Genomic DNA, 22,028 nt, shown 5'->3' on the forward strand with positions numbered 1-22,028 from the left:
AGCGTAGATGGCCGGGCACGGCATCGTCTCGAGCAACTACGTGACAAGCTCCTTACCGAATAGTAAGGTCTGTACTTACTAACGAGTAAGATTGTGGTGCGACCGCCCGGTGCGCACCCGACCCGCCCGAGAATTGCTGGTGATCATGACCTCTCACACCGAAACGCGGCACTCCGACCCACGCGACACCTCCGCAGTCGGCAAGAACCCGCACCCCCGTAACTTCATCGGCACCGCGATGCGCGTGTTGACGAGCGTCACCGGGTCGGAGTTCGCCGACAAGTACAAGATCCGCGAGCCACTCAACCGCATCGCCTACCAGGGCACCAAGACCGGCTTCCAGACGCTCGGGGCGGCCAACCGCGCATTCAAGGCCGCCCAGGGCGGATCCGGGCAGGCCAAGCGCCTGACCACCTCGCCCAAGGGTTACTTCAACCTGAACCCGGACGACGAGCAGCAGATGATCGCGGAGACGGTGCGCGAGTTCTCCACCGAGATCCTGCGGCCCGCCGCCTACGACGCCGACAACGCGGCCGAGGCACCGACCGACCTGGTGAAGCGCTCGGCCGAGCTCGGCATCACGATGATCAACGTCCCCGAGGACTTCGACGGCGCGGCGACCGAGCGCGGCGTGGTCACCAACGCCCTCGTCGCCGAGGCCATGGCGTACGGCGACATGGGCCTGGCCCTCCCGCTGCTGGCGCCGAGCGGCGTGGCCACCACACTCACGAACTTCGGCACCGACGAACAGCAGCGCACCTACCTGCCGGACTTTGCCGGCGAGGACGTGCCGCAGTCGGCAGTCGTGATCGCCGAACCCAAGCCACTGTTCGACGCATTCGCCCTGGGCACCAAGGCAACCCGCGTACCCAGCGGTTACCGCCTCAACGGCGTGAAGTCGTTCGTCCCCGCGGCGGGCTCGTCGGAGCTGTTCATCGTCGGTGCACAGCTCGACGGCCGCCCGGCCCTCTTCATCGTCGAATCCGACACCAAGGGCCTGATCGTCGAGGCCGACCCCGGCATGGGTGTGCGGGCCGCGGGCATGGGCCGCCTCCTGCTGCAGGACGTCGCCGTCCCGGCGTCGGCGCTGCTGGGTGGCGCCGAGGGCGACGCCGCCTTCGCCGCGTACCGCGACGTGGTGCGCCTGTCGCGTCTGGGCTGGTCGGCGCTGGCCTCCGGCACCGCCAAGGCCGTCCTCGACTACGTGATCCCGTACGTCAACGAGCGCGAGGCGTTCGGCGAGCCGATCTCCAACCGTCAGGCGGTGGCATTCATGGTCGCCAACATCGCCACCGAGGTCGACTCGATCCGGCTGGTGACGCTGCGTGGCGCCGCTCGTGCCGAGCAGGGCCTGTCGTTCGCCCGCGAGGCCGCACTGGCCCGCAAGCTCACCATCGACAAGGGTCTGCAGATCGGCCTCGACGGCATCCAGCTGCTGGGCGGCCACGGCTTCACCAAGGAGCATCCGGTGGAGCGGTGGTATCGCGACCTTCGCGGCGCAGGTATCGGCGAGGGCGTCGTCGTCCTCTAGACGACTGGATCCGGTGAGGAACATCTGACATGAGCATCAATCTCGAACTGCCCAAGAAGCTGAACGCGACGATCGACCAGGCCCATCAGGCCGCCGCCGAGATCTTCCGGCCGATCTCGCGCAAGTACGACCTGCGTGAGCACGACTATCCCGTCGAACTCGACACCCTGGCGAGCCTGTACGACGGTCTCTCGGAAGCCGGTCAGGCCGGCGCGGGCGCCGACGGCGGACGCAGTCAGAAGAAGTCCGACAAGCCGCGCGCGGAAGGCGCCGTGGTCAACGGCGGCAACATGCAATCGGTGATCAACACGATGGAGACCTCGTGGGGCGACGTCGGCCTGATGCTGACGATCCCGTATCAGGGTCTCGGCAACGCGGCGATCGCCGCGGTCGCCACCGACGACCAACTCAAGAGCTTCGGCAAGGTGTGGGCCGCGATGGCCATCACCGAGCCGAGTTTCGGCTCGGACTCAGCAGCGGTGTCGACCACGGCGACCCTCGACGGCGACGAGTACGTCCTCAACGGTGAGAAGATCTTCGTCACCGCGGGTTCGCGCGCCACCCACATCGTGGTGTGGGCGTCGGTCGACAAGAGCCTCGGACGGGCCGCGATCAAGAGCTTCGTCGTCCCGCGTGAGCATCCGGGTGTCGAGGTGGCGCGGCTCGAGCACAAGCTCGGCATCCGCGTGTCCGACACCGCGGTGATCCGATTCGAGAACTGCCGCATCCCGAAGGACAACCTGCTCGGCTCGCCGGAGGTCGACACCAAGAAGGGCTTCGGCGGGGTCATGCAGACCTTCGACAACACGCGGCCCATGGTCGCCGGCATGGCCGTGGGTGTCGCGCGCGCCGCACTCGAGGAACTGCGACGCATCCTCGAAGAGGCCGGTATCGAGATCGACTACGACCGTCCCGCGGCCGATCAGCATGCCGCCGCAGCGGAATTCATCCGGATGGAGTCGGACTTCGAGGCCGCCTACCTACACACCATGCGTGCCGCGTGGATGGCCGACAACTCCGAGCCCAACTCGCTGGAGGCGTCGATGTCGAAGGCCAAGGCGGGCCGGACCGGCACCGACATCACCAACAAGGTGGTGGAACTGACCGGCACCCTGGGCTATTCGGAGCGGCTCCTGGTGGAGAAGTGGGCCCGCGACTCGAAGATCCTCGACATCTTCGAGGGGACCCAGCAGATCCAGAACCTCATCATCGCGCGTCGTGTGCTGAACAAGAGCAGCGCCGAACTGAAGTGAGCAGCTCCGCCGGTCGGGTGGCGAAACGCCACCCGACCGGCGAGGGCTCACATGGCCCACGCCAGGTACAGGCCCAACCCGCACGCCGCCGCGCTCCCGAGCACCGACGCGAGCACATTGAACAGTGCGAACATCGACCGCCGCTGCTCCAGCAGCCGAACGGTTTCGAAGCTTGCCGTGCTGAATGTCGTGTAGCCGCCGCAGAATCCGGTCCCGACGACGGTCTGTATGTCCGGTTCGAGGGTCGCGAACATCACCGAGCCGGCGATCACGCCGAGGACCAACGATCCGCTGATGTTGATCAGCAGCGTCGCCCACGGAAACGTCGTGGGTCGCCATTGCTTGATGGCGCCGTCGAGGATGAACCGGGTGCCGGCGCCCAGGGCACCGGCGACCATCACCAGGATGACGATCACGTGGTCGCCTCCGGCCTACGAGGGACCGCCGCCTGGGCCGTCACGATCCCCAGCCATGCACACAGCGCCCCGGCGCAGACACTGGCGAGGCCGTAGCCGATCGCGACGGGGAGTGCGTCCCGGTGGGTGAGCAGCGACATCTCGAGCGCGAAACTGCTGTAGGTGGTGAACGAACCGCACAGTCCGGTGCCGAGCAGCAGTCGATTCCGACGTCGCGGACCGGCGTCCTCCCCGGAGCGGGCCAGTCCCTCGAGGAGGGCGCCGAGCGCGAAGGCGCCGATGAGGTTCACCAGGAATGTCCCCCAGGGCCAGGCGGTGTCCTCGTGCGGCAGAAGCTCTTCCACCCAGTAGCGCAGTCCGGTCCCGCATGCTCCGCCGATGAGCACCCACGCGATCGCGCTCGGCCGCAGGTGCAGGGGACGCAGCACGTCGGGATCGGTGGGGAGTTCCCGATGCGAGTCGGCTCGCGATGTCGCGTCCGGCGGGTCTTCTGCCCCCATCGTCCCCCCCGCGTTCCCTACCCGCCGAGCTGCTTGGCCAGATCGGCGAGCACGTCCGGATCCTCGATGGTCGACGGTACCGCGTACTCCTCGTGATCGGCGATCTGGCGCATGGTTTTTCGGAGGATCTTGCCCGACCGGGTCTTCGGCAGGGCGGCCACGACGGTCACGTCGCGGAAGGTCGCGACCGCGCCGATCTCGTTACGCACCATGGCGACCAGCTCTTCGCGCAATGTATCCGGATCGATGTCCGCGCCGGCCTTGAGGACCACGTAGCCGCTGGGTCGCTGGCCTTTGAGGTCGTCGTGGATGCCGATCACCGCGCATTCCGCCACCGCCGGATGGGCCGCGACGACGGCCTCGATGCTGCCCGTCGACAGCCGGTGCCCGGCGACGTTGATGACGTCGTCGGAGCGGCCGAGCACGAACACGTACCCGTCGTCGTCGAGGTATCCGGAGTCGCCGGTGAGGTAGTACCCGGAGAAGGCCGACAGGTACGACTTCACGAAGCGCTCCTCGTCGCGCCAGAGGCCGGTCAGTGTCCCCGGCGGCAGGGGCAGCTCGATGACGATGCTGCCCTCCTCCCCCGCGCCCAGTGCGGCGCCCTCGGCGTCGACGACACCGACCCGGTAGCCCGGCACCGGTACGGTCGGCGAGCCGGCCTTGATCGGCATCGGTTCCAGGCCGCGGAGATTCGCGGCGATCGCCCAGCCCGTCTCGGTCTGCCACCAGTGGTCGACGACCGGGACGCCGAGTGTGGCGCTGGCCCATTCGAAGGTGTCCGGGTCCAGGCGTTCCCCGGCGGCGAACAGAGTGCGCAGCGTCGACGTGTCGTACTTCGCGAGTTCGGTGGCCTCGGGGTCGGCCTTGCGGATGGCGCGGATGGCGGTCGGCGCGGTGAACAGGGCGTTGACCCCGTGGTCGGCGATCACCCGCCAGAACGCGCCGGCGTCGGGGGTACCGACGGGTTTGCCCTCGTACATCACTGTCGTCGCGCCGGCGAGCAGCGGACCGTAGACGATGTAGGAGTGTCCGACGACCCACCCCACGTCGGACGCCGTCCACCACACATCACCGGCGCGGATGTCATAGATGTTCGGCATGGACCACGTGAGCGCGACCGCGTGGCCACCGTTGTCGCGGACGACTCCCTTGGGTTTGCCGGTGGTGCCGGACGTGTAGAGGATGTAGAGCGGGTCGGTTGCGGCGACCGGCGTCGGGCCGACCGGCGACGCGGCCGACATCAGGTCGTCCCAATCCAGCCATCCGTCGTGATCCGATGCGTCGCCGGTGATCTCGGGTCGATTCTTGACGATCACCGTCGAGGGTGGCGACGCGGCCAGGTCGAGGGCCTTGGCGATGATCGGCAGATACTCCACCGCGCGTCCCGGTTCCAACCCGCCGGAGGCGGTCACGATGGCCACCGGCTCGGCGTCGTCGATCCGGGTGGCGAGCTCGCGTGCGGCGAACCCGCCGAACACCACCGAATGGACCGCGCCCACGCGCGCGCAGGCGAGCATCGCGATCGCGGCTTCAGGAATCATCGGGAGGTAGATCACCACGCGGTCGCCGGCCGCGACCCCGTTCGCCGACAGCACTCCCGCGAAGCGCGACACCTCGTCGAGCAGTTCGGCGTAGGTGTAGCTGCGTACCGTCCCGACCATTGCCGAATCCCAGACCATCGCGGTCCGGTCGCCGGCCCCCGCGGCCACGTGCCGGTCCAGCGCGTTGTAGGACGTGTTGAGCGTTCCGTCGGGAAACCAGCGGTAGAAGGGAGCCGCGGAGTCGTCGAGCGCGCGCGTCGGCGGGGAGATCCAGTCCACCGCATCGGCGGCTGCCAGCCAGAACTCCTCGCGGTCGTCTCGTGCCCGGTCGAACGCTTCGCGGTAGTGGCCCATCATGTCCCCTCGACAGCTGGTCGTCATCGATCCATGTCCGCACTGAGGTTAACCACGACGACGAGGGCGCGGCCTCACTTCACCACAGTGATGTCGTACTCAGGTCGCCCGACGGCCGTTCAGTACAGCCACTTGCGGAACTCGGGTTCCGCGTACGCCTTCTCGAGTTCGTCGAGGTCGAGCTCGGGCATGAGGGTCTTGGAGATCTGCGCAGTGCTGGGCAGCGCGGTCGGACGCCAGGTCTCCGGCCGCCACAGATCCGACCGCAGGAAGGCCTTGGAGCAGTGGAAGAAGACCTCTTCGACGTCGATCTCCACGGCGAGGATGGGCCGGGACCGTTTGACGGTCAGGCGGTCGAAGTAGTCGGCGTCGTCGACGATGCGTGCGCGCCCGTTGACCCGCAGGGTGTCGCCCCGGCCCGGGATCACCGCAATGGTGCCGACCTGCGGGTTCTGCAGGATGTTGAGGAATCCGTCGACGCGCCGGTTGCCCGGGCGTTCGGGAATCGCAATTGTCGTTTCGTCCACGACGTGAACGACCTGACCCGCGGGGTCCCCTTTCGGCGAGACGTCGAGGCGACCGGCACGGTCGGCGGTCGCGAGGAAGACCATCGGGGTCGCCGCCAACCAATCGATGTGGATCTGTTGCAGCGTCGGTCGGACCTTGTTCGCCACGGTCTCGTGCGGATGGCCGATGACCGCCCGCAATTGCTCCTCGCTGGTGATCTCCACGTATCCATGGTGGCACCGGGTGCGGGAATCGAGAAACCCGGCGTCGGTCAGACGCCGTCGGGGCATTCGTTTACCCGGCAAGTGGTCGGGTAAACGATCTCACCAGATGCGTAGTTCGTGATGAGGAGGAGCCGATGAGCACCGTATCCAAGGCGATGTACAAGCCTCTGTCGATCGCGACGAGCGTCCTCGGCGGCGTCGTCGCCGGCGCCGCGTTCGGTCAGATCTGGAAGCGTGTCTCGGATGAACCCGACGTCCCCGATCCCAAGGATCTGCGACACGGGACCACCGAGGTCCTCGTCGGCGCGGCCGTCCAAGGGTTGATCTTCGGACTCGTACGAGCCGCGATCGACCGTGCCGCGGCCCGCGGCTACAAGGCGGTCACTCACGAGGACCCGACGTGACCCTGCCGCGCGGCCGTTGACTCACGCGGGGCGTCTCTCCTCGCGCGGGTCGCCTCGGTTCACGCGGGTTGTCGACGGACCGCGTGTACACGGACGACCCGCGTCGCACATGAAAAAGACCCACGGTCCCGATCAGGAACCGTGGGTCTTCCAGTGGTAGCGGGGACAGGATTTGAACCTGCGACCTCTGGGTTATGAGCCCAGCGAGCTACCGAGCTGCTCCACCCCGCGTTGGTGAACACAACGTTACACACACGTTCGCGGCAATGGCAAATCGCCTCCGCCGGCCATCGCGAAACTCCTGCCGAACTGCGAAAACCGCTGTGACGCAAGACACTTTGGTGCCGCCACGAGGGCACGGGCGACAGGAAAACGGGCCCGAATCCACCCGGACGCCGAGTCGACGACCGCGCCTAGAACGGCCTCGACCACGCGCCCGTGAGCACATTCAACTGTGACAAAAATCACAAGAAGGTATTCTGGCGGTGTACACACGAACACCGTTCAGATCGAGGAGGAACGATGGCATCTCATCATCTGCACATGCCCCATCACGAGAGCCACGGAAATCACCCGATGAGCGTTGTCGGGTATCTGCTGGTGCTCGTCGGATTCGCATCCGCGGCCCTGTGGTTGGTGTCGATGGCCGGCGGTCACGTCGCACTGGCGATCGTCTTCGGACTGATGATGGTGGGCGCGTTCGCCGGCGCCACCGCCATCTTCATGTCGCTGAGCCACCGTCATCACCACAGCCCGGTTCTGCCCGACAACACCGATGCCGAGCTCGGCCGCTACCGCACCCGCTATCGCGAATGAGTGATCCGGTCGGGTTCCGCTTCATCGCGAAGCGGAACCCGACCGGAGATCCTCACTAGTTCGGCAGTGACTCGTACTGCTCCACGGCCGCGTTCAGCTGGTCGAGGGCCTCACCGTAGGCGGTGAAGTTGCCCGAGCTCTGGGCTTCGCTCAGCGCGTCGAGCGCCTCGCTGATCGCCTGGAGCGCGGCGTCACGTTCCGCGGAGGAACCCGCCGCAGGCGGTGCCGGGACGGCTGCCTGCTGCTCGCCGTCGGGCTGCTGCTCCCCCTCGGGCTGCTCGGCAGCGGGAGGGGCCGCCTCACCGGGTACCAGCGCGGCACCCTGCGGGGAGATGCCCACCTGCGAGAGCGCACCTGCCGTGGTCGGCGCATAGCCCACGCGGTTCTCGTATCGCGTGATGACACGGAACAGGCGCGGGTAGGTGCCCTCGCCACGAGCCTGCGCATACATCGGCACGACGTACAGGATTCCGCTGTTGCCCACGGGTAGGGTCAGCAGATTGCCGAACATGACGTCGACGTTGCCCTGGAAGTTGCGTCGACTCTCGGCAACCCGGTCGTCCTGCTGCATCGGGTTGAACGCCTGCCGCGGACCGTCCCGCTGGATGTTCGTCGGGATCGTCTTGACGGTGATCTCGCCGTACGAGCCGGGATCGGAGGACACCGTCATGTACGAACCCAGGATCGGACGGTTGAGTCGGGTCAGCACCGAGGTCAGCTGGAACGACGGATCACCGTTACGCGGCGACGACGCCACGAAGTAATACGGAGGCTGATCGAGACCCTGTGCGTCGGCGTCTTCGTTCGTCGGATCCGACGGCACCGACCAGAAGTCACTGCCCTCGAAGAACTGCTGCGGGTTCGTGACGTGGTACTTCGTCAACAGCGACCGTTGGATCTTGAACAGATCCTCCGGGTAGCGGACATGCTGGGCGAGTGATTCCTGCTGGTCGAACTCGGAACGCGACTTCACCGTGCCCGGGAAGACGTTCATCCAGGTCTTCAAGACGGGGTCCTGATCGTCGAACTGGTAGAGCGTCACTTCGCCCGTGTAGGCGTCGACGGTGGCCTTCACCGAGTTGCGGACGTAGGAGACCGTGCGGTTCACCTGGGTGCGGCCCGTCTGCCCCTGATTCAGTTCCTGCGCATCGGTGGTCGCCGCCTGCAGGGAGGTCCGCTGCGCGTACGGATAGTTGTCGAGGGTGGTGTAACCGTCGACGATCCACTTGATCGAGCCGTCCTCCATCACCGCCGGATACGTCTTCGAATCGACGGTCAGCCAGGGGGCGACCTGCTCGACACGGTCCCGCGGGTCGCGGTTGTAGAGCAGTTTCGAGTTCTCGTTGATCTCACCGGAGAGCAGGAAGTTCCGCTCCGCGAACCGCACCGAGTACAGCAGGCGGCTGAAGTAGTTGCTCAGCGACACACCAGCGTCGCCCTCGTAGGTGTAGGTGGAGTCCTGTGTGTCGTACTCGCGGGACTGATCGTTGTTCGAGCCGACGATCGCGTAGTCGGGATCGACCTGGGCGATGAGCTCGCCGAAGTAGATGCGCGGCTGCGTGACCTTGATGGGCGCCTCGGCCTGATACTCGTCGGTCTGGAAGTTCGACAGGTCGCTGACGTAGAACACCGGCGAGCCGCCGCCCTCGACGTCGTCGGAAGCGGGCTGGTTGACCCGGTTGGCGGGGGCGGCGATGAACCCGTTGCCGTGGGTGTAGACGAGGTGCTTGTTGAGCCAGTTGGTCTGGTTCCCGACCAGGCGTCCCGGATCGATCTCACGGACCGCCACCACGAAATCGCGCATCTCGCCGTCGATCTCGTACCGATCGAGCGCGAGCTGCGTGGGGAATCCGTAGAAGTTCTGCCGCTGCTGCAGCTGGGTGAACGCCGGCGACACGATGTTCGGATCCAGGATGCGCAGGTTCGACAGCGTCGGGACGTCGGCGTCGACGGTCGCCTGATTGACCGGTTCGGCGGTCCAGTTGGGCTGGGTCGTGACCTGTTCTGGCCCGATGCCGTAGGCCTGCTCGGTCGCCGTGATGTTGCGCGCTATGTATTCCGATTCCTTCTGCGCCGCGTTCGGCCGGACCGAGAACTGTTCCATCGCGAGCGGCCAGCCGACGCCGATCACCAACGCCGACAACACCATCAGTGCCGTCGCCAACGCAGGCACGCGCAGGTCGCGCAGCACGATGCCCGCGAAGAACGCGACCGCGCAGATGATCGCGATCGACATCAGGATCAGCTTCGACGGCAGCACCGCGTTGATGTCGGTGTAGCTGGCACCGGTGAAGATCTCCTGCTTGCGCTGGCTGGACAGCAGCGAGTACCGGTCGAGCCAGTAGGCGGCCGCCTTCAACAGCAGGAAGGTCCCGGCGAGGGCGGCCAGCTGGATACGTGCGGCCGTCGAGATCGACGGGCCATTGCCGTTCGCGCCACCGCCGCCGAGGCGGATACCGCCGAAGAGGTAGTGCGTCAGCAGATTCGCCAGGAAGGCGATCACCACGACGACGAACAGCAGGTTCAGCACCAACCGGATGAACGGGAGGTCGAACGCGTAGAAGCTCACGTCCATGCCGAACTGCGGATCGGTGACGCCGAAGGTCTCGCCGTGCAGGAACATCTGCACCGTGGCCCACGAGCCCTGGGTGACGAGGCCGGCCAGCAGGCCGATGATGATCGCGGGGATCACCGCGAACCACTTGGTGCGACCCATCACGGTGGCGCGGTAACGCGCCAGCGGATCATTCGGTCCCGACGCCGGCACGAAGACGGGGCGCGAGCGGTAGGCCATGGCGATCGCGCCGAACACCAAGAGGCCGACCACCAACGTCGTGATCAGGAACAGGATGATCCGGGTCCACATGACCGTCGAGAAGACCCGGGTGTAGCCGAGGTCGGAGAACCACAACCAGTCCGTGCCGAGCCCCACGAGTCGAGGTCCGACCAAGAGCAGGACCAGGATGGCGACACCGATCCCGATGGCGATCTTGCTCCTGCGCGACAGTGTCGGCATACCTGCCGGCCCGCGAACGCCCACCTGACCCACTCTCCAAAGTTCTCATTCCGGACATCGGCCCGACCGGCATGAGTGCCCGCCTGACTCGTGCACCCAACTGTACTGGTCCGTCCCGACCCGCATCGACGGGCCATATCGCGACACCCGCGACCGTCAATGCAACGATCGGCTGCGCGGGTGAGTTCCACGTCACATCCGGATGGGTCGGGACGGCCTGCGAGACGGCAAGATGGGACGCGTGAGCACCGAACCCGATCCGGCCACCGAGCCCACCCCGTCCGTCGACGACCTCGGCGCCGCCCTGCGCGACATCGTGGAGTTCGTCGACGTGCAGGGCTGGGGCCTGCCACCGATGCTGTTCGCGCTCGTGCCGACCGCCGTTCTGGCCGCGACCCAGCCCGGATTGATCGACCCGGACGACGATTCCGTGCTCAGTCCGGTGGCCCAGGAACCCATTCCCACAGCCGGGCACGACGAGGACCCGGGCACTGCGCTCGAACAGGTGCTCGCGACGACGACCTGGCCGGAGGTGGTCGCGGGCGCGGCCGTCATCCGGGAGATCGTCGTGCTGCCGCCCGGCGCCGAAGAACCCGGCGCGGCGCACACCCACCCGGATCGGCGGACCGCCCGGCTCGTCGTCGGCGCACTACGGAACCGAACGACGCCGGGGAACCGAACGACGCCGGGGAACCGAACGACGCTGGCACTTCTCCACCTGCAGCCGGACAGCGCGCAGCACGACGAGAACGGCTCCGAAGCCTCGGCCGAGATCGAACTGCTCACCCGTCACGATCTGGCGACCGACCTGCGAAACGCACTCGCCCACACCTTCGACGACCCGACACCGTGACATAGACAGCTGAGTGAGATCAGGAGCTGACACGACAACGGAGGACATGAGCCGTCGAGGTCAGCAGTGCGGAGCGTCTCGACCTTCGCCGATGTCGTCGAGCGCGTCGACCGCACCCTGAAGATCGGCCACCCGCACCAGGGTCAGACCGTCCGGGACGTCCGAAGCCGCCTCGGCGCAATTGCGTTCGGGCACCAGGAACACCGAGGCGCCGGCGTCGCGGGCCGCGCGGGTCTTGTGGGTGATCCCGCCGATCGGCCCGACCGCGCCGTCTTCGTCGATGGTGCCGGTACCCGCGATGAAATCACCGTTGGTGAGCTCGCCCGGACTGAGCCGGTCGATGACGGCCAGGCTCAGCATCATGCCCGCGGACGGCCCGCCGATGTCGCCGACGTTGTAGGAGATCTCCAGGGCGGGATCGGCATTGACCACCTCGGGGGTGACCCCAAGGTAGCCGGCCTCGGTGTCGTCGGGTCGGGCGGCGAGGGTCACCGACACGGTCTGGCGTGCTCCGCCGCGATCGATCTCGACGGGCACCGGGTCGCCCGGCGCCTGGGACATCACCGCGTCCTGCATCTCGGCGGTCGTCGACACCGGACTCCCGGCGACGCTCAGCACCTGGTCCCCCGGTTCCAGCTCCCCCGCGGCCGGACCGTCGTCGGCCACCGAAACGAGCACCAGCTTGGTCGGCCGATCCAGGTAGCGCAGGGCCGCCGCCGTCGCGCTCTCCTCCGACCCGGTCATCTCCTGTTGATTGCGTTCCCGCACCTGGTCGGGCGTCTGGTCCGGCGGGAAGAGGCGGTCGCGTGGCTCGATGCTGTAGGTGCCCGACATCCACATCCCGAGTGCCTGGAACAGCGACATCCCGTCGGTGACCGACACGGTCGTCAGGTTCAGATTGCCGGTGGTCGGGTCGGTGGGCACCCCGGCGATGTCGACCACCGGCTTGTCGTCGAGTTCCCCCAGCGTGTTGACCGTCGGTCCGGGGCCGAGGGCCACGAACGGGACCTGCACCGAGGTGCCGACGAACAACAGGGCCACGAACACCAGCGCCGTCACGGCGACTGTCGCTATCCGACGATGGCCGGGCTGGAGACTCATTCCGCTCACAGTAGTTGACCTCACCGGCTGATCAGCCCGACGCCCGGGCGCGCCCCTACGCCCGCGCGGGGATGCAATCCACCCTGTTCGGAGGCATTGAGCGGCGTACGCTCAAGGCGAACGCCGAGCGCGAGACCGGGCGGTACCGTGGAGATATGAATGATCTGCCCTTCGGGTTCTCCCCATCCGGCGACGGCGACGACGACCGCCGCGGTGACAACGATCGCCGCAAGAATGAGGGATCTTCGGGCGGCGAGACCCCCGGCGGCGCGCAGAATCCGTTCGGCTTCACGCCCGGCAGTGGGGGTTTCGACCCGTCGTCCTTCGATCCGTCCCAGTTGGGGCAGATGTTCTCGCAGCTCGGGAACATGCTCAGCGGGATGGGCGCCGGGATGACCTCCGGCTCCGGTGGCGGCGCGGTGAACTATCAGGTGGCGACCAACCTGGCGCGTCAGCAGATCGGCAACTTCACGCCGGTCCTGGACAAGGAGACCAACGCGGTCACCGATGCGGTGCGGCTGGCCGAGGTCTGGCTCGACGACGTCACCACGTTCCCCAGCGGAGTGCGGCAGTCGGTGGCGTGGACTCCGGTGACCTGGCTCGAGGAGTCGATGCCGACGTGGAAGCGCCTCTGCGACCCCGTCGCCGAACAGTTGTCGCGCACCTGGGAACAGAACCTGCCCGCTGAGGCCGCACAGTTCGCCGGCCCGATGATGGGCATGCTCACCCAGATGAGCGGTATGGCGTTCGGCACCCAGCTGGGCCAGGGCCTGGGCCATCTGGCCAAGGAGGTGCTGACCTCCACCGACGTCGGACTGCCGTTGGCACCGGAAGGTGTGGCGGTCCTGCTACCGGAGGCCATCGCCACCTTCGCCGACGGACTCGAGCAGCCCGCACAGGAGATCATCGTCTTCCTTGCGGCGCGTGAGGCTGCGCATGTGCGGCTGTTCACCCATGTCCCGTGGCTTCGGCAGCGGCTGCTGTCCACGGTCGAGGAGTACGCACGCGGCATCAGCATCGACTTCAGTGGCATCGCCGACATGACCTCCGACGTCGACCCGCAGGAGCTGTTGTCGAACCCGTCGAAGCTGGAGGAGTTGATCGGGTCGTCGGCGTCGTTCGAGCCGACCACCACGCCGGAACAGCAAGCCGCGCTGGCGCGTCTCGAGACGTTGCTCGCGCTCGTCGAGGGCTGGGTGGAGCAGACGGTCTCCGCCGCGCTGTCCGACCGCATCCCCAGCGTCGGCGCCTTGACCGAGACGATGCGTCGTCGCCGCGCGTCGGGCGGACCGGCCGAACAGACCTTCGCGACCCTGGTCGGTATGGAGTTGCGACCGCGCAAGGTCCGCGAGGCGTCGGCGCTGTGGCGTCAGCTGCTCGAGGCCGGCGACATCGCCACCCGCGACGGTGTGTGGGCACACCCCGATCTGATGCCCGACGCCGAGGACCTCGACAACCCGGCCGGGTTCATCGACGGCGTCATCGGCGGCGCGGTGAGTTCGTTCGACGACCCGATCGCGCAACTCGAGGCGACGCTGGCCCAGGAACGTGCTGCCGAGAAGTCATCCGACGACACGGCTGACGACAACGATTCCGGCCCCGATCGTCCCGACACCGACAAGCGCGACGACTGATCGGCTCACGCAGAGTTGTCCACCGGCCGTCCGGCCTGTGGACAACTCTGCGGCGCCTGCGCCGAGAGGTGGCACAGTGACGCCATGTCCGATCGAGGTGTGCCGCATGTCGTTCCCGACCACAGCCGGTCCCGGGACGCGACTGCGCCGCCGACGGACGATCGGAGCGCATTTCCGCTGATCCGCCCCGGCACGCCAGTGATGGTGCGGCCCGGCAATCGCGTGCACGTGGGTAGCGATCCGCGTCGCAGTCTGGTCGTCGACCTCATGTCGCCGCTGCGGGCCGATGATGTCGCGGCGCTCTTGCGTGGTCTGACCCGACCACGGTCGGGCGCCGACATCGTCCGCCGCGCGGAGCTGATCGGGCTCGCCGCGGCCGATCTCGGCGCGATCCTCGCGCAACTCACGGACGCGGGTCTCGCCGTCGAGGCACCGTCGCCGGTGAGACCACTGCGGATCCGACTCCATGGACGAGGCCCCATCACCGATCTGCTGTCCATCTCGCTCACCGACGCCGGCATGGCACCTCGACGCTCGATTCGCCGGCTGTCGCTGGCCGCGAGCACCGACGGCTGGACGTCGAACCTGGTGGTGCTCACCGACTACCTGGTGCACGACCCGTCGAACATCAAGGCACTCAACGCCGCTCGTGTCCCGCACCTCCAGGTCCGGGTACGGGACGGAGTGGGGGTCGTCGGCCCGTTGGTGCTGCCCGGCCTGTCGAGTTGCCTGCGCTGCGCCGACCACCACCGCGCGACGATGGAGCCGGACTGGCCGTTGTTGGCCGCCCAGATGGTCGAGCAACGTGGCCATGCGGCCGCGGGAACCGTACGCGGGACCGCGGCCATCGCGCAGGTGCAGATCGAGGATCTCGCGGCGGCATTGGGGTCGGGTACGACCCGGCGACCACCGCAGCTGCTCAACCGCGCACTGGAGTTCCGACCGGGACCGGCCGAGTTGGTGGCCACCGAATGGCCGCCGCATCCGTTGTGTGAGTGTCGGCCCGCCGCTGCTCGTGCCGGTTGACCGATCCCGACCGGACGCATCCGTGGAGTGTGTGTGGCCGACCGGATCGGCCGGTCCTCTATTCTGTTGTGGGGAAAGGACGCTATGAGTGACATCGCTCGGGGGCAGGGACGACGGAACGCGAGACTCGCGTCGCTGCCGATCGGAATGGCAGGACGAGCTGCGGCCGGGCTCGGCAAACGAATGGTCGGCCGGGACAAGGACGAGGTCCAGCAGGAGATGCTGGAGCGGGCCGCCGAACAGCTGTTCGCCGTCCTCGGGGAACTCAAGGGCGGGGCCATGAAGGTCGGGCAGGCCATGTCCATCATGGAGGCCGCGATCCCGGACGAGTTCGGCGAACCGTTCCGCGAGGCGCTGACCAAGCTGCAGGCCGAAGCACCGCCACTGCCCGCGCCGAAGGTGCACAAGGTTCTCGACCAGCAGCTCGGGACGAAATGGCGTGAGCGCTTCCGCGAATTCTCCGACGAACCCGCCGCCTCGGCGAGTATCGGGCAGGTCCACAAGGGCATCTGGTCCGATGGCCGCGAGGTGGCCGTCAAGGTGCAGTACCCGGGCGCCGATCACGCACTGAAGGCCGATCTGAAGACCTTGTCGCGGATGTCGGGTGTCCTGCAGAGGCTGTCGCCCGGCACCGACGTCAAGGCGATGATGGACGAACTCATCGACCGCACCGAGGCCGAGCTGGATTATCTCGGTGAGGCCGACAATCAGCGGGCATTCGCGAAGGCCTTCGACGGCGATCCCGACTTCGTCATCCCCAAGGTGGTGGCCAGCGCACCCAAGGTCATCGTCTCGGAATGGCTTGTCGGCACACCGTTGTCGAAGATCATCGTCTCCGGCGATCAGCAGACCCGCGACGACGCGGCCGCGAAAATGGCGACATTCGAGGTGAGTTCACCGTTCCGGTCGGGACTCCTGCACGGCGATCCGCATCCGGGGAATTTCTTCATCACCCCGGACGGTCGTTTCGGTGCACTCGACTTCGGTGCCGTCGGCCACTACCCGAACGGGCTGCCCGCCGAGACGGGTCCGATCCTGCGGCTCGCCCGCGACAAGCAGTATGCCGAGCTCAAGGAGCTCATGGTGCAGACCGACTTCATCCTCGCGTCGCGAGCCGATCGGGTCAGTGCGGCCGACATCGAGGCCTATCTCAAGCCCTACGTCGATCCGCTGTACTCCGAGTCGTTCCACTTCACCCGCAAGTGGATGCAGCGTGCCGCGGGCAAGGCGACCGACGTCCGCGGTGACGTGTACAAGACGTCGCGGAATCTGAACGTGCCCAAGAACTATGTGATGGTCTTCCGGGTTCTGGCCGGTTGTGTCGGCATCGCCTCGCAGCTCGAGGCGAATGCGCCCTACCGGGCGATCATGGAGAAGTGGGTGCCCGGGCTCGCGGACTGAGCCCGGGGCCGACAGGACCGACGCGCATCCTGCCGCCGTGGCGGTCGATGACGCCCGAACACCTACGCGCACCGTCCGTAAGGATCGGTGCGCGTAGGTCTCGGTACGGTCGTCATGCGACGTTCTTGCGCGGCCGTCCGCGGGGGCGCTTGCGCGCGATCACCGCGCCGCGTTCGAAGATCTCGCCGCCCCAGACCCCCCAGGGCTCTGCACGGTCGAGTGCGGCCTGCAGGCAGGCACGCTGCAAAGGGCATTCGGCACACATGGCCTTCGCCCGCTCGAGATCTCGGGGATCCTCGGCGAACCACAGATCGGCGTCGGCCACCTGGCAGGGCAGGTCAAGGCGACCGACCGACTCGCGGTCCGCCGAAAGACAGGACTCGAGAACGCATTCGACAGTCATTCTGCTCTCCACATCTGCTCGTGTTGGGTGTTGGTGCACCCGAGTCCCGATGTGAGATTCCGATTGCGGAATGTCGACCTCGACGCCCATCCACTGGGATGAGTGTCCGGTCATTCACAAAGGGCCACGGGTTCGCCTTCGCGATTCGCCCGTGGCCCGAAGTCGGAGTCAGTGACTCCGAGAATTTCGTAACTGCACGGGGAACCGCTGCGGCGCTCGCGCTGCGGCGGTTGCGGCGCCTGCGGGTGCGTTCGCTACCCGCCCGGCTGCCGGATGGAGTGCCATCAGGTGCACTCGGGTCTCGTCGACCCAGGAGCGGTCGCGACGGAATGCATCGATGGCGAGAGCCATACACGGCTTTGCCACAGGCGCGCCGAGGCTCGCCTGAATGTGGATTCCATTCACTGGACCGCTCCTTTCTGTGCTCGAGGGCTTCCACTCGTGAGGTGACCCGTTACGGACATACGGATCTCTCCCCGTGCTGACGAATCCAGAGTAGAGGTCGTGGCAAAGATCGCACAACCTATTTTTGACCTGCGGTTTTCGCGCCGGCCGGATTCGTCTTGACGAGTTCGACGAGTTCGCCGCCGAACTGCTCGAGTTTCACCGGGCCGATTCCGGGAATGGCGCCCAGTGTCCGGGTGTCGTCGGGTCGGCGATCCGCGATCGCCTCCAGCATCGCGTCGGTCAGGATCGCGAGTTCGCCGACGCCCCGCTCGCGGGCGTGACTGCTGCGCCAATTGCGTAGGGCTGCGAGCAGGCTGTCACCGCGTTCCTCGATGCGGCAACTCCCGCACCGGCCACGCACACGCGACTCGGGGTTCATCAGCTGTGCGCCGCACTCACGGCACCGGCTGCTGCGGCGCGGATCGAGGTCGATGCCGTCCAGGAACCGGGTTCGGCGCCTGCTCACACGACCACTGCCGGTCCGGGACAGGCTCCACGAGAGATACAGGTGCTCGCGGGCACGCGTGATGCCGACGTAGAAGAGCCGTCGCTCCTCCTCGATCGCCCGGGCCCCGTGCCCGATCGCCTGCGCGATCGGTACCGACCCCTCCGTCAGGCCGACGAGGAAGACCGCATCCCACTCCAGACCCTTGGCCGCGTGCAGCGACGCCAACGTCACGCCGGTTCGTTCGGGTGTGTGGCGCTCTTCGGCACGCATGGTCAGCTCGGTCACCAGGCGCCGCAACGACATGCCCGGCTCGTCAGCGATGAGTTCATCGACGACGGACATCAACGCGCGCAACGACTCCCACCTCGCCTTCGCGTGCGGCCCGACCGGCTCATCGTCGGTCAGCCCGAGCGGGGCGAGCACCGCACGGACCACGCGGATCGGTTCGGCGTCGGCCGGCAGGTCGTCGCGGTCGGCGGTCGCGGTGAGCTTGCGCATGGCCTGAACGATCTCGGTCCTGGTGAAGAATGCCTCCGACCCACGTACCTGATAAGGGATTCCGACCTCGGTGAGCGCCTCCTCGAAGCGCTCGGACTGTGCGTTGACCCGGTAGAGGATCGCGATCTCTGCCGGGTCGGTGCCGGCACCGACCAGATGGTTGATCTGCGCGACGACCCCGCGGGCCTCCCGCATGTCGTCGGCGAACTCCGCCGGGCGCGGGACGGGACCCCGGGGGCGCTGCCCGATGAGCTCGAGGCGGGTGCCGGGACTGCGTTCCTCGGCCGCGGCGATGACCTGATTGGCCACCGCGACCACCTCGGGGGTGGAGCGGTAGTCCCGTTCGAGCCGCACCAGTGTGGCCTCCGGGAAGCGACGGGTGAACCCGAGCAGGTAGTCGGCCGTCGCCCCGGCGAACGAGTAGATCGTCTGGTTGGCGTCCCCGACGACCGTGAGGTTGTCTCGTTCCCCGAGCCAGACGTCGAGCAGACGCTGCTGCACCGGCGTGATGTCCTGATACTCGTCAACGACGAAACACCGGTAGCGAGAACGGAAATCGGATGCGGCGTCGGGTTCGGAGAGGACCTCGGCGGCGTAGATGATCAGGTCGTCGAAGTCGAACATCAGGTGCGCGCCGTCGCGTTTGGCCACCTCATAGGTGTCGAACACGGCAGCCACCGACTCGTGGTCGTACGGGGTTTCCCGGCCCGCCGCGGCGGCGCGCGCCGCATAGTCGTCGGGGGTGATCAGGGATCCCTTGGCCCATTCGATCTCGGAGGCGAGGTCGCGCAGCGTCTCGCTGGTCGTCGTGATGCCGACGTGCCGGGCGGCCCGGGCCACCACCGGGAGCTTGTGATCGAGCAGTTCCCAGGTGAGGCCGCGCGGCCAGAAATAGCGCAGCTGCCGGAGCGCCGCGGCGTGAAAGGTCTGTGCCGCGACCGGCGCGCCGGGTCCGATGGCATCGAGCGATCGCAGGCGGGCCCGCATCTCGCCGGCGGCCCGCGTGGTGAAGGTGACGGCGAGGACGTGGGAAGGGCCCACCTGTCCGCTGTCGATCAGATGCGCGATTCTGCGGGTGATGGTGCGGGTCTTGCCGGTGCCGGCGCCGGCGAGGACACATACGGGTCCCCGGGGTGCCAGCACCGCACGCTGCTGCTCGGGGTCGAGACCGTCGAGAATGCGGTGGGGATCGGGCACCGGTCCACTATGCCACCGGCCGCCGACAGCTCAGCCGGGTCACCATGGGCGCGGAACGGCTCAGACGCCCAGTTTCGCCTTGACGTCCGCGATCGACGGATTGGTCGCCGTGGTGCCGTCGGCGTAGAGCACAGTCGGGACCACGTGATTGCCACCGTTGACACTGCCCACGAACTCCGCAGCATCGGGATTCAGCTCGATGTCCACCTCCTGCCACTTCAGGCCGAGGCTCTTCAGCCCTGTCTTCAGTCGTGCGCAGTAGCCGCACCAGCTGGTGGTGTACATGGTCAGCTCGCCGGTGTCGGAAACCCGGGCCGAGGCGTCGTCGTCGATCACATTGCTCATGTCATCCACAACAGCAGATGCCGGGCACGTGTTCCCGACCGGGCGTCCACGTTCGGCCCCCCGACGCCGCCCGACACAGCCGCTCGTCACCGCCGCCCGTCACTGCCGCCCGTACGCCCAGGCACTGATCAGCGACCGCGCGATGGAGATCGAGCCGGGAAGCCGCAGCCGCCGCTCGTCGGATTCGGTCCCCACCGAACCATCGCCGCGCACCCATTCCGTCCCGGTTTCCAGCGCGTCGATGACCTCGGCACGGTCGAACCAGGCGGCGTCGCCGATCTCGCCGTCGAGGAACTGCAGGCGTTCGTCCGGGTCGCCGATCGCGGCGAAACCCAACATCAACGAACGTGGGAAGGGCCACGGCTGGCTGCCGAGGTAGCGGGGGTCGGTCACGGTGATACCGACCTCTTCGTGCACCTCCCGGATCACGCACTGTTCCAGTGACTCACCTGGCTCGACGAACCCGGCCAGGGTCGAGTACCACCCGTCCGGCCAGACGGACTGCCGGCCGAGCAGCACCCGGTCGGCGCCGTCGTGGACCACCGTGATGATGGCCGGATCGGTACGGGGGAACTCGTCGACGCCGGTCTGCGGGTGGCGGCGCACCCACCCTCCCCGCGCGGGATGGGTCGGTGTTCCGTCGACCGGTGAGAACCGTGCCGTGGCATGCCAGTTGAGGATGCCGAGGGCGGTGGCCAGCAGGCCGGCCTCGTCGGCGTCGAGCCCGTGGGCCCCGCGCCGCGGGTCGTCGGTGCGGCCGTCGAGTTCGTCGGTGCGCATCGCCCACAGGTCGGTGCCGGCCACGCCCAGGAAGACGGCGTCGGCCGGCGGTTCGCTGCCGAGGTCGGTGGCCTCGGCCCATCGCAGTCCGCCGTCCTCGGACACCGGGTAGCGACCTGCGGCGTCGATGTGCAGGACCAGGGCGCCGGGCCAACCCGACCGCATCCGGTCGGCATCGTCGCGGATCTCGTCGGCGCGGTCGACCGTCGACCGGGCCAGCAACGGCGGCTCTGCCAGGGTGAAATCGGCCATCAGTCCGACGATCCCTTACGGACGTACAAGAGCCGATCGCCGACCTCGATCTGCTCGACCTCGCTGTCGTCGACGCGATGCAGCACGCCGTTGCGCACCACCCCCAGCACGATGTCGCGGGTGTGAGCCGGCGAACCGCCCGACTCCGTCGGCTCGACCTCGCGTTCGGCGATCGCGTATCCGGCGTCGGGGGTGAGCAGGTCCTCGATGACCTCCACCACCGACGGCGTCATCGTCGCGATGCCGAGCAGGCGGCCCGCGGTCTCCGACGACACCACCACCGAGTTCGCGCCGGATTGGCGCATCAGATGGGTGTTCTCGGACTCCCGGATCGACGCGACGATCTTGGCGCGCGGGTTGATCTCGCGGGCGGTCAGGGTCGCCAGGACCGCGGTGTCGTCGCGGTTGGCGGCCACGACGATGCTGGCCGCGTGCGCCACGCCCGCCAGCCGCAACACGTCGGACTTGGTGGCGTCGCCGCGCACCGTGACGAGTCCGTCGGATGCGGCCGCGTCGAGCACGTTCGGGTCGGCGTCGACCACCACGATCTCCGACGGCTTGGTGCCGTCGCCGATCATCGCGTCCACGGCGGTGCGGCCCTTGGTGCCGTACCCGATGACGACGGTGTGATTGCGCACGGCGTTCCTCCAACGTTGGATCTTGAGTGCCTGCCGCGACTCCTTGGTCAGCACCTCCAGTGTGGTTCCGATCAACACGATCAGGAACAGCACGCGCAGCGGGGTGATGATCAGCAGGTTGGTCAGGCGCGCGAACGGGGTGATCGGGGCGATGTCGCCGTATCCGGTGGTCGACAGGCTCACCGCGGAGTAGTACATCGCGTCCAGGAAGCTCAGCCCGTCGCCCTGGGTGTCGCTGTAGCCGTCCCGGTCGAGGTAGACGAGCACGGCGGTGGAGAACAACGCGACGAAGGCGTACACGACGCGCTTGCCGATGGCCCGCGCCGGACTCTGCCGCAGCTCGGGGATCCGGACGACATCGACCAGCGCATAGTCGGGCCCCTCGGACAGGTGCTCGGAACGCAGGCGCCGCCGGAAACCGGACGGTCGCCTCACGTGTG

At 67.5% G+C, this 22,028-nt stretch carries 19 protein-coding genes and 1 tRNA gene; 8 read left to right on the top strand and 12 right to left on the bottom strand.

Annotation, left to right across the window (positions count from 1 at the left end; translation table 11 throughout):
* Nucleotides 1-139 precede the first annotated feature (139 nt).
* Together VZC37_RS21275 and VZC37_RS21280 are read left to right on the top strand one after the other, a co-directional pair.
* Complete coding sequence (locus tag VZC37_RS21275) at nt 140-1,531, top strand: acyl-CoA dehydrogenase family protein (protein WP_431309471.1); 1,392 nt, start codon at nt 140-142, stop codon at nt 1,529-1,531.
* 29 nt (nt 1,532-1,560) lie between these two features.
* Complete coding sequence (locus tag VZC37_RS21280) at nt 1,561-2,784, top strand: acyl-CoA dehydrogenase family protein (protein ID WP_330435476.1); 1,224 nt, start codon at nt 1,561-1,563, stop codon at nt 2,782-2,784.
* A gap of 47 nt (nt 2,785-2,831) precedes the next feature.
* Here the strand turns inward: VZC37_RS21280 and crcB (VZC37_RS21285) are convergent, their stop codons facing one another.
* The 4 genes from crcB (VZC37_RS21285) to VZC37_RS21300 all read right to left on the bottom strand — a co-directional run bounded on the left by crcB (VZC37_RS21285) (nt 2,832) and on the right by VZC37_RS21300 (nt 6,329).
* Nucleotides 2,832-3,200: a fluoride efflux transporter CrcB gene (gene crcB, locus VZC37_RS21285; protein WP_330435478.1), complete on the bottom strand. Its 369-nt coding sequence runs from the start codon at nt 3,198-3,200 to the stop codon at nt 2,832-2,834.
* Nucleotides 3,197-3,700 (bottom strand): fluoride efflux transporter CrcB, encoded by a 504-nt coding sequence (crcB, locus tag VZC37_RS21290; protein ID WP_330435479.1) that lies wholly within the window; start codon nt 3,698-3,700, stop codon nt 3,197-3,199. Before crcB (VZC37_RS21290) ends, crcB (VZC37_RS21285) begins: the two co-directional genes overlap by 4 nt.
* Nucleotides 3,701-3,717: 17 nt before the next feature.
* Nucleotides 3,718-5,598, bottom strand: a complete 1,881-nt coding sequence (locus tag VZC37_RS21295) for a propionyl-CoA synthetase (protein ID WP_330435570.1) — start codon at nt 5,596-5,598, stop codon at nt 3,718-3,720.
* A gap of 119 nt (nt 5,599-5,717) precedes the next feature.
* Nucleotides 5,718-6,329 (bottom strand): MSMEG_1061 family FMN-dependent PPOX-type flavoprotein, encoded by a 612-nt coding sequence (locus VZC37_RS21300; protein ID WP_330435482.1) that lies wholly within the window; start codon nt 6,327-6,329, stop codon nt 5,718-5,720.
* A gap of 134 nt (nt 6,330-6,463) precedes the next feature.
* On the opposite strand from VZC37_RS21300, the gene VZC37_RS21305 reads away from it, so the two are divergent.
* Entirely contained in the window at nt 6,464-6,733 is a 270-nt protein-coding gene (locus tag VZC37_RS21305) for a DUF4235 domain-containing protein (RefSeq protein ID WP_330435484.1), read from the top strand.
* A 154-nt stretch (nt 6,734-6,887) separates the two neighbouring features.
* Here the strand turns inward: VZC37_RS21305 and VZC37_RS21310 are convergent.
* Nucleotides 6,888-6,964: transfer RNA gene (locus tag VZC37_RS21310), tRNA-Met, on the bottom strand.
* Between the two features lie 291 nt (nt 6,965-7,255).
* Between VZC37_RS21310 and VZC37_RS21315 the strand changes: the two genes are divergently transcribed.
* Nucleotides 7,256-7,549, top strand: coding sequence for a hypothetical protein (locus tag VZC37_RS21315; RefSeq protein ID WP_330435485.1), 294 nt, complete (start codon nt 7,256-7,258; stop codon nt 7,547-7,549).
* Between the two features lie 55 nt (nt 7,550-7,604).
* Here the strand turns inward: VZC37_RS21315 and VZC37_RS21320 are convergent, their stop codons facing one another.
* Entirely contained in the window at nt 7,605-10,565 is a 2,961-nt protein-coding gene (locus VZC37_RS21320) for a UPF0182 family protein (protein WP_431309472.1), read from the bottom strand.
* Between the two features lie 232 nt (nt 10,566-10,797).
* Here VZC37_RS21320 and VZC37_RS21325 point away from each other — a divergent pair, with 232 nt between their 5' ends.
* Nucleotides 10,798-11,418 (top strand): PPA1309 family protein, encoded by a 621-nt coding sequence (locus tag VZC37_RS21325; protein ID WP_330435489.1) that lies wholly within the window; start codon nt 10,798-10,800, stop codon nt 11,416-11,418.
* A 60-nt stretch (nt 11,419-11,478) separates the two neighbouring features.
* On the opposite strand, the gene VZC37_RS21330 is transcribed toward VZC37_RS21325, so the two are convergent.
* A complete protein-coding gene (locus VZC37_RS21330) occupies nt 11,479-12,519 on the bottom strand; it encodes a YlbL family protein (RefSeq protein WP_330435490.1) in 1,041 nt (346 codons plus the stop codon).
* A 155-nt stretch (nt 12,520-12,674) separates the two neighbouring features.
* On the opposite strand from VZC37_RS21330, the gene VZC37_RS21335 reads away from it, so the two are divergent.
* From VZC37_RS21335 to VZC37_RS21345, 3 genes are all read left to right on the top strand, one after another.
* Complete coding sequence (locus VZC37_RS21335) at nt 12,675-14,153, top strand: zinc-dependent metalloprotease (RefSeq protein WP_330435492.1); 1,479 nt, start codon at nt 12,675-12,677, stop codon at nt 14,151-14,153.
* A gap of 84 nt (nt 14,154-14,237) precedes the next feature.
* Nucleotides 14,238-15,179: a hypothetical protein gene (locus VZC37_RS21340; RefSeq protein ID WP_330435494.1), complete on the top strand. Its 942-nt coding sequence runs from the start codon at nt 14,238-14,240 to the stop codon at nt 15,177-15,179.
* Nucleotides 15,180-15,263: 84 nt separating this feature from the next.
* Nucleotides 15,264-16,580: an ABC1 kinase family protein gene (locus tag VZC37_RS21345; protein ID WP_330435495.1), complete on the top strand. Its 1,317-nt coding sequence runs from the start codon at nt 15,264-15,266 to the stop codon at nt 16,578-16,580.
* Nucleotides 16,581-16,692: 112 nt separating this feature from the next.
* Here the strand turns inward: VZC37_RS21345 and VZC37_RS21350 are convergent, their stop codons facing one another.
* The 5 genes from VZC37_RS21350 to VZC37_RS21370 all read right to left on the bottom strand — a co-directional run bounded on the left by VZC37_RS21350 (nt 16,693) and on the right by VZC37_RS21370 (nt 22,023).
* Complete coding sequence (locus VZC37_RS21350; RefSeq protein ID WP_330435498.1) at nt 16,693-16,983, bottom strand: WhiB family transcriptional regulator; 291 nt, start codon at nt 16,981-16,983, stop codon at nt 16,693-16,695.
* A gap of 523 nt (nt 16,984-17,506) precedes the next feature.
* Nucleotides 17,507-19,573 (bottom strand): ATP-dependent DNA helicase UvrD2, encoded by a 2,067-nt coding sequence (locus VZC37_RS21355; protein WP_330435500.1) that lies wholly within the window; start codon nt 19,571-19,573, stop codon nt 17,507-17,509.
* Between the two features lie 60 nt (nt 19,574-19,633).
* Nucleotides 19,634-19,918 carry a mycoredoxin gene (locus tag VZC37_RS21360; protein ID WP_330435501.1) on the bottom strand — a complete coding sequence of 95 codons (285 nt, stop codon included), beginning with the start codon at nt 19,916-19,918 and terminating at the stop codon, nt 19,634-19,636.
* 99 nt (nt 19,919-20,017) lie between these two features.
* Nucleotides 20,018-20,950, bottom strand: coding sequence for an NAD(+) diphosphatase (nudC, locus tag VZC37_RS21365; protein ID WP_330435503.1), 933 nt, complete (start codon nt 20,948-20,950; stop codon nt 20,018-20,020).
* Nucleotides 20,950-22,023 (bottom strand): potassium channel family protein, encoded by a 1,074-nt coding sequence (locus tag VZC37_RS21370; RefSeq protein ID WP_330435506.1) that lies wholly within the window; start codon nt 22,021-22,023, stop codon nt 20,950-20,952. Before VZC37_RS21370 ends, nudC begins: the two co-directional genes overlap by 1 nt.
* Nucleotides 22,024-22,028 lie beyond the last annotated feature (5 nt).

Source organism: Gordonia sesuvii (assembly GCF_036350415.1).
GTDB classification, from domain to species: Bacteria; Actinomycetota; Actinomycetes; order Mycobacteriales; family Mycobacteriaceae; genus Gordonia; species Gordonia sesuvii.

What these genes read in the sequence shown, in the direction of transcription:
- VZC37_RS21280 (WP_330435476.1), top strand. Translation starts at nt 1,561, where the DNA reads ATGAGCATCAATCTCGAACTGCCCAAGAAGCTGAACGCGACGATCGAC.
- crcB (WP_330435479.1), bottom strand. Translation starts at nt 3,700, where the DNA reads ATGGGGGCAGAAGACCCGCCGGACGCGACATCGCGAGCCGACTCGCAT.
- VZC37_RS21295 (WP_330435570.1), bottom strand. Translation starts at nt 5,598, where the DNA reads ATGGGCCACTACCGCGAAGCGTTCGACCGGGCACGAGACGACCGCGAG.
- VZC37_RS21305 (WP_330435484.1), top strand. Translation starts at nt 6,464, where the DNA reads ATGAGCACCGTATCCAAGGCGATGTACAAGCCTCTGTCGATCGCGACG.
- VZC37_RS21315 (WP_330435485.1), top strand. Translation starts at nt 7,256, where the DNA reads ATGGCATCTCATCATCTGCACATGCCCCATCACGAGAGCCACGGAAAT.
- VZC37_RS21320 (WP_431309472.1), bottom strand. Translation starts at nt 10,565, where the DNA reads ATGCCGACACTGTCGCGCAGGAGCAAGATCGCCATCGGGATCGGTGTC.
- VZC37_RS21325 (WP_330435489.1), top strand. Translation starts at nt 10,798, where the DNA reads ATGGGACGCGTGAGCACCGAACCCGATCCGGCCACCGAGCCCACCCCG.
- VZC37_RS21330 (WP_330435490.1), bottom strand. Translation starts at nt 12,519, where the DNA reads ATGAGTCTCCAGCCCGGCCATCGTCGGATAGCGACAGTCGCCGTGACG.
- VZC37_RS21335 (WP_330435492.1), top strand. Translation starts at nt 12,675, where the DNA reads ATGAATGATCTGCCCTTCGGGTTCTCCCCATCCGGCGACGGCGACGAC.
- VZC37_RS21340 (WP_330435494.1), top strand. Translation starts at nt 14,238, where the DNA reads ATGTCCGATCGAGGTGTGCCGCATGTCGTTCCCGACCACAGCCGGTCC.
- VZC37_RS21345 (WP_330435495.1), top strand. Translation starts at nt 15,264, where the DNA reads ATGAGTGACATCGCTCGGGGGCAGGGACGACGGAACGCGAGACTCGCG.
- VZC37_RS21350 (WP_330435498.1), bottom strand. Translation starts at nt 16,983, where the DNA reads ATGACTGTCGAATGCGTTCTCGAGTCCTGTCTTTCGGCGGACCGCGAG.
- VZC37_RS21360 (WP_330435501.1), bottom strand. Translation starts at nt 19,918, where the DNA reads ATGAGCAATGTGATCGACGACGACGCCTCGGCCCGGGTTTCCGACACC.
- nudC (WP_330435503.1), bottom strand. Translation starts at nt 20,950, where the DNA reads ATGGCCGATTTCACCCTGGCAGAGCCGCCGTTGCTGGCCCGGTCGACG.